Source organism: Nostoc sp. ATCC 53789 (assembly GCF_009873495.1).
Lineage (GTDB): Bacteria > Cyanobacteriota > Cyanobacteriia > Cyanobacteriales > Nostocaceae > Nostoc > Nostoc muscorum_A.
In genome coordinates this window covers 6,159,534-6,173,330 of sequence record NZ_CP046703.1, presented here as the reverse complement: position 1 = coordinate 6,173,330, position 13,797 = coordinate 6,159,534, and the positions used below count along the sequence as shown (strand labels likewise).

Genomic DNA, 13,797 nt, shown 5'->3' with positions numbered 1-13,797 from the left:
GCGATCTCCAGATTCCTGAACTGCAAAACCTTAAACAACAGCTGGTTTGCTATCAAAACGGTCAGTATGCTCCTGAAGCGGAAAACCTATTGAAACTCAAACGCCAAAACCTACTTAACTTACAGAAAGAGAGTTTAAATTTTCAGCTAATTGCACCAAAAGGTGACAAAGATTTACAACTTGATGGCTTTCTTTGCCCCTTTTTAATTCACGATACTTACGCTGTGGATTTAACCCTATTATTTAATGGGTCCATTTCTTTAGATCAGTTAAGACAGTTTAATCCAAAAAAACGTTTGTTACCTCCATATATCCAGGCATCTCTAGGGCAAACTCTACTACTGTATGGCGAACTCATAGAGCCTTGTAATGAAGATGAAGTGCTAAAGTTAGCAAATGATTGTGTTGTTCAACTCCTTGGCACTCAAAATAGATTTGAGCTAGATGGTGATAGTAAGCTACTAGACAACCAAATTTATGAATATGAGACTCTGGAAAGAGATCCATCCAAACGATGCCGCATCTTAGTTTGGTTGATAAATCCAAAAACTCCAATTATCGAAAACCTGGAACTGGTAGCTACATATTTACTAGAGTTACTTTGCCCGTACCACAAGATTTTATATGCCTATGACCAGGCTCAATGGTGTCAGCGACAAGCCGAAGAAATTTCCAGCTTCGTAGATAAATTCAGCCAAAACTTTTTGAATATTACATCAAAAGACAGATTATACGAATTTAAAAATTTTAAAGAATTGCTACCTGATTTATATAAGAAAACACTTGAGTATTCCAGATATATACGTGATTTAGTAGATCATGAAAGCACGATTACAATTAATATTAGAAATTATGAGTCTAGATTCAATAAACTGTGTGAACTAGGTAAATCAACAAACAATGATTTATCATTTTTCAGAGACTTTATAGCGCTAACGCATGATAAATATAAAAGTCAGATACAATTCTCTCGCCAACATTTAGAATCTGGGTCTAAATTAATTGATACAGTCATGGCTATGGTAACAATTGAACGGGCTGAACTGGAAGCTGCAATTGAAGCTGCTGCAAAAGAACGGGAAGAAGCTGCTCAAGACCGAGAAAAACGATTAGGAATACTGATTACCCTATTAGGTACTAGTTTAGCTTTCAGTAGTATTTCTGTCGAGCTAATTAAACCTAGCGAGAAATTTCCATTTCTTAAACTTTGCAAAAGTGATTTTGTCTGTAGTTTTCCATTTGATATGTTTTTTCATTTTATTATTGGATTTATTTTTGCAATAATTGTAGGTGGTTTTATTTATTTGTTACTGAAAACCTTCCCAAAATTGAAAAAAGCCTTGATTCGTAGCTTGCTTATCAAAGAATAACCCAACGCATTCGTTGGTTTTTGCTCCGCTCAACCAACCTATAAAAAATGTCGAAGATATTGTTAATACAAGCAATATTAAGAAATATTGGGTAACTTTTAGTAATTCTCCAATCTATATCAGTAGTAATTAGTTTTTGAAGTAAAAGGATGATCGAAATATGCTAAAGTACACAAAATACATTTTAGGGGCAACTTTATTTTCTATTGGTACATTAACTGTAGTGTATGCAGCATTCCCTACAAAATTACATCATAATAACTCTAATCTTGTATTAACTACTTCTGAAAAAGTAACGTTAAACGCCAAATCAGGAATATTATTAGCAGATAATGAATTAGCATTTACTCCTCAGTTAAGGGCAATTTCTGACACTGTTCAACCAATAACAGATTTTATAAAGGATGGTTTGATGCTTGTGATTGTGAAGATGGATGCTAATTCAGTACGTCAAGTTAGACAGGCTGCGAATACTGGTAGCAAAATCACAAACTTCTTGATAATGAATAAAATATTAAAAAATGAAAATTTGATAGCCAGAAATCTAGAGAAAAGAGGAAAATTAAGACATCTTATGAAAGTTGGGAATGAAAATTTCTCCACAATTCAAGTTAATTATGCTACAAATTTGCAGGTCGCTCAACAGCAACAAACCGAGCAAAATAAAAAAATTCTTGCGGATATATATATTATTTACGCAGGCGTTAGACGAAATTTGACATTCACAAACACTTTTATAAATACACGAGAAAAACCAGGAGCCTATAAACAAGCTGATAAATTACAATCTCAAGCTAGTACTTACTTAAAAAATAATATTGAAGACTTATCTGATTATCAAAAACTTAAACAAGAATTCACAAACAAGATAGTAAACAGTGCATATATTAACCAAACCCAAAAAATATATGCAGATAATGTCTTAGAAATCATCAATTTTATGGAGAAAAATAAAGGACATAAAGACATAATAAATATCGAACAACAAGTAAGAAAGCAAATGCTCGAAGAACAAGGTACTTGGTCTCAAAAAATAGCTCAAATAGTAGAAGATTTACAAAACAAAGAAGAGATTAAAAAAACAAGAAAACAATTACAGACACAAGAAGAAGTAATGCCTGTACTCTGGTGAAATACAGAATTAAAAGTCTAACGTTTATCTATTCAAAATAATGTTTTTAAAGAAAAAAATATTATCTTTAATAGTTATTATTTTGTCTAATATACCCCTAGATTACTCAGGATATTTAAAACAAATATCTTCTAGTAATGCAATTACACAACAACCGCAAGATTTACCTAGAAAGACATTATACAAAGACAAGACTAAAATAGAAACTCATCTCGTTGTCAAGCGAGGTGCGCGTCGAGTTTATGTGTATCGGAATAAACAAGTTTTAAAAACTTTTCCGATTGCTATTGGTAAACCAGGCTGGGAAACTCCACTCGGAAAATACCAAGTTAAATACATGAAAAAAGACCCGATTTTTAAGAACTTTAAGACTGGCGAAATCATCCAACCAGGTTCTAAAAATCCTCTAGGAAAGCGTTTGATTGTATTTATGGTAGGTAAAAAATTTCATCTAGGGTTTCACGGTACTAATGAGGCTAAATTCATCGGTCAAGCTGTGTCTCATGGTTGTATTCGGATGCACAATAAAGATGTAATCGCATTGTATGAACTAGTTAATGTTGGTACTCCTGTAAAGGTTTTACCCTAATATATGCAAGGGTTACTTTTTACGCTTGGGTTAAACTTGTAACACTCCTGATATTCATGTCTCAGTTGAGGCGCACTTCTAGTGATAGGTTTAAAACAGGCGATCGCACCCCGAATATTCATACTCTTGTAAAGGCGATCGCACCTCTGGTGATAGTGTAAAAACAGGCGATGTCTACGACGGGCTACACCTACACTTAACGAGGCAGAATGTCATCTAAGCGAAGTTGTAGACTAGGCAAAAGCGGTGAGTGAATTGATTGATTTAGCCGATATTTTTGTTGAGTATATGTGTCTTCAAGCAACTGACAGACAGTGAAAGTAGGTTGTTTAGGTTTACCAATAAATGCTACACCGCCCAATCCTCGATAATCTACGATCCAGTATTCAGGGATGCCTAAGAGCGCATATTCCTCAACCTTGCGAGCATAGTCAGTTTCCCAGTTGCTGCTAACAACTTCAACCACCAGTTTAATGGATCGTCCCAGTGTAATTACAGGCTCTCGCTCCCAAAGAGGTTCACGGTTGAGAACGGTTTCATCGAGAACGACGATATCAGGACGACGAACTGTAGCTGCATCTGCAAAGGGGTAAATTAAACAAGTGCGAGGAATAAACCAAGGGAGTTGTTCTGCAACAAGGTAAATACCAATTTGGGTTGCTAGTTTGCCACTCACCGTTTCGTGTGGCCCAGTGGGTTCTATGTAAATTAGTTCTCCATCAGCCAATTCATAGTGGGGATTATCTCGGTATTGAGAGAGAAAATCTCCAAACGTAAAGGTTTTTGGGGAAATATATGTCATTTTACTCTTCAATTATTCAAGATGCTTACTCAACCGCCCACATGAACGCCAGGTCGCCTCTGGGGATTCTTTTCAGCCCGACGGAGTACTTCACGGGTGACTACAGCAATATCGCCCTCTCCAAACAAGATAAAACGCAGTAAGTATTGTATGGGATTGCCCTCAACCCAGCCGAAGTAGGCATGGGGAATCTTACCTGTTTGGTCACGAATATAGAGCAGTAAAGCCGCGATCGCATTGGGGACTGCTGCACTCTCAGCCCGTAAGATGCGATAATCGCCAACTTGCACCCCTCTTACTTTGATGATATCCGCAAATTCTGAAGCATCTGATACCTGAATCTCTAGAAAAAGGATTGGATCGTTGGGCGGAATATGGTTATCCTCGCGTACCTCTTTCTCTTTCATAAAATACTCTAGGACATCACCCGTATTCAATCGATTTGCAATCAGTCGGATTGCTCCTTGGCTCTCTTCAGCAAGGAATTGGGCAGCAAGTTCGTCAACTTCGATCCGCTCTGCTCGCAGTTCCGTCGAACGCCAAACACGAGAAACCAGCGAGGTAAAAATGATTGCACCGATGAAAAACCCAGCAATTCTAATCCCCTCTGGCCTTTCGATGATGTTAACAATAGTGGTATATAAAAATAACAGTGTAATAGTAGCAAAAACCAGTTTTGCCCGCTTCTCTCTGTGACGGTGGGCTGATAAGGTGACAGCAAAGGCTGCTGAGGTAATTAATACAAGCACACCAGTTGCATAAGCCCCACCCTGGGCTTCCACATTTGCCCTGAAGATAATTGTGACAACAAATGCGATCGCTGTGTAAACTAACACCAAAGGTCGCGTTACCCGTGCCCAATTGGGAGCCATACCATAGCGTGGTAGGTAGCGAGGCACAATATTCAGCAGCCCTGCCATTGCAGATGCACCTGCAAACCACAAAATAGAAATAGTACTTAGATCGTAAATCGTGCCAAAGGCGTTGCCTAGATACAAATGTGCTAAATAAGCAAGAGCCCGTCCGTTAGCTTTGCCCCCAGATGCAAATTCTGCGACTGGAATCAGTAGAGTGGTTATAAAGCTAGTGGTGAGCAAAAAGAAGCTCATAATTAGAGCAGCACTGGTGAGCAGCTTGCGTGTATTCCGAATTCGCCCTTTGGAATATTTGAGAGTGTCACTGCTGTTACCTTTGACAAGGGGCATCACGGTTACGCCAGTCTCAAAGCCTGATAATCCCAGTGCTAGCTTGGGAAATATCAAAAGAGCTATACCAATTAAGATAAAAGGATTGGAATGGCGGGCAAAAAGTGTAGTCTGCCAGTTAGCGATCGCTCCTGGGTGAGTTAAAATCTGGAACACACCGACGCTAACGACAATGAAGTTTAACAGCAGATAAACTGCCACCAAAACTACTGCAATCCCAATCGCTTCTCGGAAACCTCTCAAGAAAACTGCGCCTAGTAATGCAACTAATATTAAAGTAATTGCGATCGTCTGACCGTGAAACCAATCTGGGGTAAGGGGATTTTCGATGATATGGGCTGTAGCATCAGCAGCCGACAGCGTAATGGTAATAATAAAGTCGGTTGCCACAAAACCGAGTAAGCATAGCACAAGTAATTTGCCTTGCCACCAAGGTAGCAAACGCTCTAACATTGCGATCGACCCTTCACCATGAGGGCTTTCGGCAGCAATCCGCCGATAGATTGGCAATGCTCCAAAGAGCGTCAGCAAAACTAAAATCAGGGTAGCGATCGGAGAAAGAGCGCCAGCCGCCAGTGCTGCAATCCCAGGTTGATAGCCAAGGGTGGAGAAATAATCTACACCAGTCAAGCACATTACCTGCCACCAAGGATGCTGGCGATGTGCTTCCTCCTTGCGGTAAGGCCCTTCCTTCTCTCGTCGATCTTCTTCAAGTAACCAGAGGATTAACTGACTGCCGAGCCGTTTTGTTGAAACAATTGATTTACTCATCAAATATGGTTGTTTTGCAAAAGTCCGGCTTTGTGATTTTTAAGCCTTCGTGGTTTATTAAAATTTTTAACTACAAATATATAGCACTATATATTGTAGGTTAAGCATCCTGTCCGATTTACAAAATATATAAGTTGTCTAGCGGATGAAGATCAAGTGTAGCTTCTGGTATTGGGAAAAATTAATATCGTATGCGGACATTTTGAAATTGAAGCTTTCGCACCCTTAGCATTTTTAATCTGCATCAGTTGTAAAAAAGGGTGCTAATGGATTTACGAATACCGAAGATAGAAATTATTGATGGGCTAGCCTCAGTGTAATTACGGCTTTTCACCGCCCAGATTGCTATATTCATACTCTTGTAAAGGTGATGTCTTTTTCTCTACTTAACGCTTAACGAGGCAAAATTTCATCTGAGCAAAGGTGGATACTGTACCAATACTTATCGGGTTTTGGGGAAAAAAACCTTTAAAATCTCTAGCAGATGATTAGGTAGATGGTATGAGTGAAACTACAGAAACGATTTTCAGCAAAATCATTCGTCGGGAAATCCCCGTTGATATTGTTTATGAGGATAATTTAGCCCTGGCCTTCAAAGACATCCACCCCCAAGCGCCTGTACACATTCTCGTCATTCCTAAAAAACCCATTCCCACACTAGCTGATGCTGAATCTCAGGATCATGCTCTGTTGGGGCATCTTTTATTAACAGCCAAACGTGTTGCAGAAGAAGCTGGGCTGAAAAACGGTTATCGAGTTGTCATCAATACTGGTGATGATGGTGGTCAGACTGTCTATCACTTACATTTGCATATTTTGGGAGGACGGCAATTAGACTGGCCCCCTGGTTGATAAAACCTGAATGCTTATCTATAAATCAAAGACACTCTCCTAAAAGGGCTAAAGTCTATACACAACTCTAAAAGAGTTATCCCACTGCATTTAGATCCTCCTAAATCCACGCCACTTGCTCATGGGGGAAACCCGCTTGGCGCTAGTCTCTTCCAAAAAGATACGGTGTATCCACAAGTCTTTTAAAGTTGTTCCACAGCTTTTAGATTCCCCCTAACTCCCTTTAAAAAGCGGGGAATAGGAGTCAAAGTCTTCCTTAAAAAGAGGGATTTAGGAGGATCTAACGTTGTTGTGTATCTCGTATAGAGATGTATGTACACCGTACTAGTCTGCCAACCCAGAAATGCTGGGTGAGGTCTGGTTACAGGGTAAAGGGTAAGGGATTTAAACCCTTTCCCCCTTCCCCCTTACCCTTTACCCCGCCAAGTTCACTTGGCGAACTAGTAGCCCGAAAGGGGGCATTTTTGCGTTGAGTTTATTGGTATGTTAAGCACTTAAGCAATAATTATCAAAAAGTAAATTTTACGAGTAATAATTGCTAGCAGCGCAGATAATTGCCTCAAAGCTCAAGTATAGGGAGAAGCCAAGAATGATTTTAAACCGTGGGCGTAGGGTGGTGGCTGCTTTATTGCTGTCAGTGGTACTACTGACAACAGCCTGTAGCCCAAAAGCACCTGGACGTTTTGACCAGGCACAAAAAGAAAGCACCCAACAAAAACGCGGTCAAGCCGTCGCTAAGAACGCAACTCAGGGTAGCGAGTTTAATAAACTTTTCCCTAGTGCAGGTGATGGCTACCAGCGTGTCTTTACCCAAGAGAAAAAAGGCTTTGCAGAAGCGAAGTTGAAAAAAGGTGGTAAAGATGTAGCATTGCTGTCTATTTCTGATACTACCAGCACACCTAGTACAGCAGCAAAGTTCTCGAAAAGCACCAAGAAAATTGGCGGTTATCCCGCAGTAGAAGTTGGTAAGACGCAAACTGCAATTTTGGTAGGTAAGTACCAAGTAAAAGTACTTTCCCGCGATTCGTCATTTGCAGCTAGCGATCGCGCAGATTGGCTAGAGAAGTTTAATCTTAATGGTCTGGCTAAACTGAAATAAGCCGGATTGCCAACATTGAAGATAACAAAACCTAAGTAAGGAGATTTTTGTGAGCAAATCGATTGTTGATTTAGTCGATCAATTGCCAACCGGCGGTTTGACTATTTCTATGTTGAAGTCCCTCGATTTTGTTGCTCCTGGAGAGTGGCAAAATACCGTCGGCTTTGTCAACACCATTAAAAGCGTCACTGGCGAAGACGACGAAGATTTAATTCAACAAATTGGTGAAAGAGCGATTTATCTATTCAATGACAAATCCCAAGGATACCAAACAGCTTTGTGGTTATATCAAACCGTTGATGGTACAGATAAAGCCCTTGGTGCAGCCGCTTTAGCTAACAAAGTTGGCGAGAAAATTCCTTTATTGGGTTTTTTAAACTCTGTCACTCCCAAACCAGACAAAGCCCAAACCATCGATTTGACATTAAAGTTAGTGGCTGAGTTGGTAGCTTTCTGTCAAATTAACGGCATTCCTGGAGACAGCATTGGCGATTTTGTCGCCTCTTTAGGTGAGTATAGTGGTGAGTCACTCATCCGCATGGTGGCATTAGTTTGTGTTGATGGTTTAATACCTCTAGGCCCAGACTTCATCAGCAAAGCCATATCTGGGATTAATCAAACAAGTCCCAATGAATTAGAACAGAACTCGACTTTCCAAAATATCAAAGATGTGATTCCAGGCAACAATGCTGGTAGTAAACTCAACTTTATCGGCGAAAGTTTTGACTCAGTTAAAGGTTGGATGAGTGGTATTGTCAGTGCGAATAATTTAACGCCACACAAGGTAGTTAGCAACTTACACAGTTTTGTCGATATTGCAGATGATAAGTTAGACTACCTGGCTGCATTCTTGGATGTATCTACAAATTATTATGAACACACTGGCACGCAAACTTTAGCACGTCGCTTGATTGAACGGGCGGTGGCTGAGATTTAGGTTGATGGGGACTGGGGAATGGGCAGGGGAGGGGGCAAGGGAGCAGGGGAGCAGGGGGAGAATTCGTAACTCCTAACTCTTTACTCAGCACTCAGCACTCGGAACTGTTTTGCCCAATGTCCCCTACCCCATACCCCATGACCATTAGGGTAAACGCAGATCGGATGCGATCGCATATAAGTAAGGTTGAAAAATAGCCAAATTTTCCAGTTGCTCAAACTTACCTGTCTGCGTACCTGGATCGAATGCAGTGGTAATTACGTAGAGTTTACTGCCATCAAAGGCGACATGACCGATATGTTGCTCTTTTACTCCACCTTGTTCTTTGAGTCCGGCGAAGCCATAGCGGATTCCCTGAAGTTTACCAATTGGTACTGGTTGCGGTGGATAGGCTGAGAAAGTAATCTCTTTTCCATATTCACTCTGACGGTCTTTCGCAAATGCAGCGTAGTGGTCTGCAACCCAAGCCTTGAGTACTGGTAATACCTGGGTTTGGTATTGGGAACTTTGGTAGTCCACTTGGGAACCACTTGGAATACCAGCTGCTAAGAGTTTTTTTCGGAAATCCTCATTGTTTGTTAGTGGGTAAATGTTAATCTCAACTGTACCCAAACGTTTGCCTCTGGAGGAGACACACAACAGAGGTGAATTTCCCTCACAAGCGGCAACTTGCCAGTTAGTTGGAGCAGCAGTATTTCCCAGAATTTTCTGCCAGATATTACCCTCATTAGAGTTGGGAAGTTTTACAACAGCAGGGGACTTTACCTCTTTGGGTGGAGAAAATTGGGGAAGAACAAATTTTGCTCCCAGTGGTATTGACACCAGCAAAATAGAACCTAGTAATAAATGATAAAGTCTTAACATTTTATTGATAATCCAGAGTCAAGGATGGCAGACTAACGATATCTACAATACGTTAAACAGGGGGAGGTCGCTTCTATATCCTCTATCTGTGTTTAGCTAACAATTAGAGTCCGACGAAATTATTTGTTCTGGAAGTTTGCGCCTCCTTTTTTCTCTGCTTCAATTTCTTGACCTCAGACTTTTGTCAGTCAACCAGGCGTTAAATACCTGAAAGCAAGGTATTATAGAAAATCATACTAAGTAAAGTTAAGTAAAGTCTAATTATTTCATCTAGGTTGGAAATAAATACGTTTAATCTTAGCAAATAGACTTTATTCAATCGGCGGGATTATCGATTCTAACTAAAATCGCCATGAACCCTAGTTTTTTAACTGCCCAGACTCCAACCACGATCGCTATTGTTGGTGGAGGCTTTAGCGGTTCTCTAGTTGCTACCCACTTATTGAAAACTGCCAGCCAACCTCTCATCATTAAGCTGATTGAGCGCAGTCATCAAATGGGGAAGGGAATTGCTTACAGCACCAATACCAACTGTCATTTGCTGAATGTATCGGCCGGAAACATGAGTGCATTTCCTGATGATCCCGGACATCTGCTGCGTTGGCTTCAGTACAATCGCAACGAATTAGCTGCATTTTTTCCTGAAGAAGTCAATGCTAGTACCTTCATTCCCCGCAAGGTCTATGGTTTGTACATTCAGTCGATTTTGGCAGAAGCAGAAGCCACAGCACCTAGTGATGTACGACTAGAACGTTTGACCGATGAAGTCGTGGGGATACAGCCTGAAGAAAAAGGCACGATCGTCTCTCTGCGTAGTGGTCGCTGTTTTGCCGCAGATAAAGTTGTGTTGGCGTTGGGAAACTCGCCTTCTCCACCACCCGCAATCAAAAACGCAGACAGCAATAATGAAAGTTATCTGCGGAATGCTTGGTCAGCCGATGCCCTAGCAGACCTCGATATTGATGCGCCCGTGCTGCTAATTGGTACAGGACTAACGATGGTGGATATGGTTTTATCTCTGCACGATCGCCAACATCGGGGCAAAATTTATGCTATATCTCGACGAGGATTATTTCCCCAAAAACATCAAGCAGCTAAACCTTATCCTAGCTTTTTGACCCCAGAAACTTCACCAAAAAGTGTGCGCGGCTGGTTGCATCGCCTGCGTGCCGAGGTGGAAGTTGCAGCTGCCCAAGGCTATGATTGGCGATCGGTAATTGATTCTCTGCGTCCCATAATTCAGAAAATTTGGCAAAAACTACCGATCAAGGAACAGCAGCGCTTTTTGCGTCATCTAACAGCCTATTGGGACGTACATCGTCACCGCATTGCCCCCAAAGTGGCAGATGTTGTCACTGAAATGTTGGATTCTGGTCAACTTAACATTTCCGCCGGACGAATTCGGGAATATCAAGCTTTGCCGGACGGTGTAGCCGTAACTGTATGCCAGCGCAAAACCCATGCTAATACTGTCTTACACGTCCACCGTGTAGTGAATTGTACCGGGGTAGCAGCAGATTATCGCCGATCGCCTCACCCCTTAATTGCTGATTTGCGATCGCAAGGATTAATTCGCCCCAATGCCATCGGCTTAGGATTAGATGCAGATGCCCACGGTGCTTTATATACGGCAGACAGTAATGTTTCGACACTGCTGTATACCTTGGGAACTCCTCGCAAAGGCAACTTGTGGGAAACTGTTGCTGTTCCAGAATTACGGCTACAGGCGCAGGAATTATCTCAAGCGTTATTGCAGTCGCTGCCAGTACGTGTGCGTCCGATTCCCACGATGCTTTTGTTAAATAGGGAAACAGGCGATGGTGGCTCACAGATACCCCAGTCAAGCTTACTATTTCGGCAATTATTTGACCCTGAAACCAGTAGTTATACTTACCTGATTGGCGATAGACAGACAGGAGATGCTGTTCTAGTTGACCCTGTATTAGAGCAAGTTGACCGCGATTTGCAATCATTAGATGAACTAGGATTAAAGCTACGCTATTGTCTAGAAACTCATCTTCATGCCGATCACATCACAGGGGCAGGCAAACTTAGGCAACAAACAGGCTGTCAGGTGATCGTTCCCCAGAATGCTGCTGTCACGAAAGCCGATCGCTCTCTTGTCGGTGGCGAAATCATCGATGTGGGATCAGTAGCGATCGAAGCAATTTTCACACCAGGTCACAGTGCTAGTCACATAGCATATTTGGTAAACAAAACCCACTTATTAACTGGTGATGCCTTATTTATTCGTGGTTGTGGACGCACAGATTTTCAAGGTGGCGATCCTGGAACCCTATATGATGTGGTGACACAACGCTTATTCACCTTGCCAGATGATACCTTGGTATATCCCGCCCATGATTACAAAGGACGCACAGTTTCCACCATTGGCGAAGAAAAGCGTTTTAATCCTAGATTTAGCGATCGCAGCCGTAGTCAATTCATTACAATCATGAATAATCTCAAATTGAGTTATCCCCAAAAGATGAATGCAACAGTACCAGCTAATGAATACTGTGGTGATTTTATCCCCCAAGATAGCTTAAACCCGGCCATGAGTCTAGCTACAGATGAAGAAAAGAAACAAATAGAAATCACAGTTATGACTAATACGGAAATCTACAATGATTACTTTGCTATGTATATCTAGAGCCGACAAGAGTTCTGTGAAGCTGGGATAAGGGTTTTTCAGCAGCTTGATGACTACAGGCTGTTGGTCAGTCTCTTTATATCCGCAATAAACCAGGTTTCTTGAACCGTTGTAAAGTTATTCGCTAATCTGATATCGCGCTCATACTGACTTGAGTACTAGCCATACTGCTGAATCTTTGAGGTTTCAGCTTTTAGTATTTTCCGATGAACTCCCATAATTCTTAGAGAGGTATCCAGTAAATACTTCATCTATCGTCGCTAACTTAAATTAAAAGCGCCCTCCCGAAGTGGGAGAGCGCTTTCTTATTTAGCTAATTGAGTTAATGCTTGAGAATTAACCGTTGATAGCAGGAGCAGAAAGAGCAACAGGAGCAGATTCAGCAGATGCCAAATCTAAGGGGAAGTTGTGAGCGTTACGCTCGTGCATTACTTCCATACCCAGGTTAGCGCGGTTGATTACATCAGCCCAAGTTGCAATCACACGACCTTCAGAGTCAATGATTGATTGGTTGAAGTTGAAACCGTTCAAGTTGAACGCCATTGTGCTTACACCCAAGGCGGTGAACCAGATGCCGATTACAGGCCATGCTGCTAAGAAGAAGTGCAGTGAGCGGCTGTTGTTGAAAGAAGCGTATTGGAAGATTAGACGACCGAAGTAGCCGTGAGCTGCAACGATGTTGTAGGTTTCTTCTTCTTGACCGAATTTGTAACCGTAGTTTTGTGATTCGGTTTCGGTTGTTTCACGAACCAAAGATGAGGTTACTAGTGAACCGTGCATTGCAGAGAACAAACTTCCGCCGAATACACCAGCTACACCTAGTTGGTGGAAGGGGTGCATCAAGATGTTGTGTTCTGCTTGGAACACGATCATGAAGTTGAATGTTCCTGAGATACCCAAAGGCATACCATCAGAGAATGAACCTTGTCCGATGGGGTATACCAAGAAGACTGCGGTTGCTGCTGCAACAGGTGCAGAATAAGCGATCGCAATCCAAGGACGCATACCTAAGCGGTAGGATAGTTCCCATTCACGACCTAAGTAGCAGAATACGCCAATCAGGAAGTGGAAAATTACCAATTGGTAAGGACCACCGTTGTACAACCACTCGTCTAAGGATGCTGCTTCCCAAATTGGGTAGAAGTGCAAGCCGATAGCGTTGGAGGAAGGTACTACTGCACCAGAGATGATGTTGTTTCCGTAGATCAAGGAACCTGCTACTGGTTCGCGGATACCATCGATGTCTACTGGAGGAGCAGCGATGAAGGCGATTACGAAGCAAGCGGTAGCTGCTAGCAAGGTGGGGATCATGACTACGCCGAACCAGCCGATGTAGATGCGGTTGTTGGTGCTGGTGATCCATTCACAGAATCGATCCCATACGTTAGCGCTTGAGCGCTGTTGTAAGGTTGTTGTCATTGTTTTATAAGTGCGGTTAGTGATTTATGAATCAGGCTCGTTTGTCTTTGCCTGTGAATACACTTTACAATGCTTTACAATTTTTAATCAACTATCTCACTTTT

General features: G+C 41.7%; 11 protein-coding genes. 7 read left to right on the top strand and 4 right to left on the bottom strand.

The window, feature by feature from the left end; all coding sequences use genetic code 11:
• The first annotated feature begins 89 nt into the window (after positions 1-89).
• From GJB62_RS25550 to GJB62_RS25540, 3 genes are all read left to right on the top strand, one after another.
• Positions 90-1,370, top strand: coding sequence for a hypothetical protein (locus GJB62_RS25550; RefSeq protein ID WP_147262573.1), 1,281 nt, complete (start codon positions 90-92; stop codon positions 1,368-1,370).
• 160 nt (positions 1,371-1,530) lie between these two features.
• The gene (locus GJB62_RS25545; RefSeq protein WP_114085199.1) at positions 1,531-2,502 is read left to right on the top strand and encodes a hypothetical protein; all 972 of its coding nucleotides are present in this window, start codon (positions 1,531-1,533) and stop codon (positions 2,500-2,502) included.
• A gap of 82 nt (positions 2,503-2,584) precedes the next feature.
• On the top strand, positions 2,585-3,091 hold the full coding sequence (locus GJB62_RS25540) for a L,D-transpeptidase (protein WP_245246007.1): 507 nt from the start codon (positions 2,585-2,587) through the stop codon (positions 3,089-3,091).
• Between the two features lie 196 nt (positions 3,092-3,287).
• Here the strand turns inward: GJB62_RS25540 and GJB62_RS25535 are convergent, their stop codons facing one another.
• Positions 3,288-3,893, bottom strand: a complete 606-nt coding sequence (locus tag GJB62_RS25535) for a Uma2 family endonuclease (RefSeq protein ID WP_114085197.1) — start codon at positions 3,891-3,893, stop codon at positions 3,288-3,290.
• A 29-nt stretch (positions 3,894-3,922) separates the two neighbouring features.
• Complete coding sequence (locus GJB62_RS25530) at positions 3,923-5,869, bottom strand: APC family permease (protein ID WP_114085196.1); 1,947 nt, start codon at positions 5,867-5,869, stop codon at positions 3,923-3,925.
• A 501-nt stretch (positions 5,870-6,370) separates the two neighbouring features.
• Here GJB62_RS25530 and GJB62_RS25525 point away from each other — a divergent pair.
• From GJB62_RS25525 to GJB62_RS25515, 3 genes are all read left to right on the top strand, one after another.
• Positions 6,371-6,721: a histidine triad nucleotide-binding protein gene (locus GJB62_RS25525; protein WP_012408957.1), complete on the top strand. Its 351-nt coding sequence runs from the start codon at positions 6,371-6,373 to the stop codon at positions 6,719-6,721.
• 589 nt (positions 6,722-7,310) lie between these two features.
• On the top strand, positions 7,311-7,820 hold the full coding sequence (locus GJB62_RS25520; RefSeq protein ID WP_114085195.1) for a hypothetical protein: 510 nt from the start codon (positions 7,311-7,313) through the stop codon (positions 7,818-7,820).
• A 49-nt stretch (positions 7,821-7,869) separates the two neighbouring features.
• A complete protein-coding gene (locus GJB62_RS25515; protein ID WP_114085194.1) occupies positions 7,870-8,757 on the top strand; it encodes a hypothetical protein in 888 nt (295 codons plus the stop codon).
• 144 nt (positions 8,758-8,901) lie between these two features.
• Here the strand turns inward: GJB62_RS25515 and GJB62_RS25510 are convergent, their stop codons facing one another.
• Entirely contained in the window at positions 8,902-9,621 is a 720-nt protein-coding gene (locus GJB62_RS25510) for a hypothetical protein (protein ID WP_114085193.1), read from the bottom strand.
• A 352-nt stretch (positions 9,622-9,973) separates the two neighbouring features.
• Between GJB62_RS25510 and GJB62_RS25505 the strand changes: the two genes are divergently transcribed.
• Complete coding sequence (locus GJB62_RS25505; RefSeq protein ID WP_114085192.1) at positions 9,974-12,274, top strand: FAD/NAD(P)-binding protein; 2,301 nt, start codon at positions 9,974-9,976, stop codon at positions 12,272-12,274.
• A gap of 336 nt (positions 12,275-12,610) precedes the next feature.
• Here GJB62_RS25505 and psbA read toward each other — a convergent pair whose 3' ends face one another.
• Positions 12,611-13,693: a photosystem II q(b) protein gene (gene psbA / locus GJB62_RS25500; protein ID WP_159402515.1), complete on the bottom strand. Its 1,083-nt coding sequence runs from the start codon at positions 13,691-13,693 to the stop codon at positions 12,611-12,613.
• Positions 13,694-13,797: the final 104 nt, after the last annotated feature.